A 273-nucleotide genomic window follows, 5' to 3' on the forward strand; every position below is an offset into this window, starting at 1 on the left:
TTCTCTTGTAAGGTGAGTTCCATGCTTTGAGTTTGGCTATTAAATCGGGCACACCAAGGATATTGATGCTGCGTTTGATGTTATACACCAGCATGATCAAACTGTGTTCGCCGTTTACTTTTTCTAATCCTATTAAATTGGTGTGGTTATAACCCCATTTTCGCTTTATTGTTCCAAAGATGTGTTCGTTGATTTCTTGTCGTTTTCTATAGAGTTGCTGGTTGGCTTTATAGCGTTTGTTGTTTTCCTCTACTGCATCAGCATACTCACTTC

1 protein-coding gene is annotated in these 273 nt (G+C 38.8%); it reads right to left on the reverse strand.

The features are described from left to right. On the reverse strand, positions 1-273 hold a 273-nt coding region (locus G6042_RS00400), incomplete at both ends, for a transposase (RefSeq protein ID WP_169522328.1).

Source organism: Flavobacterium solisilvae, from assembly GCF_012911605.1.
GTDB lineage: Bacteria > Bacteroidota > Bacteroidia > Flavobacteriales > Flavobacteriaceae > Flavobacterium > Flavobacterium solisilvae.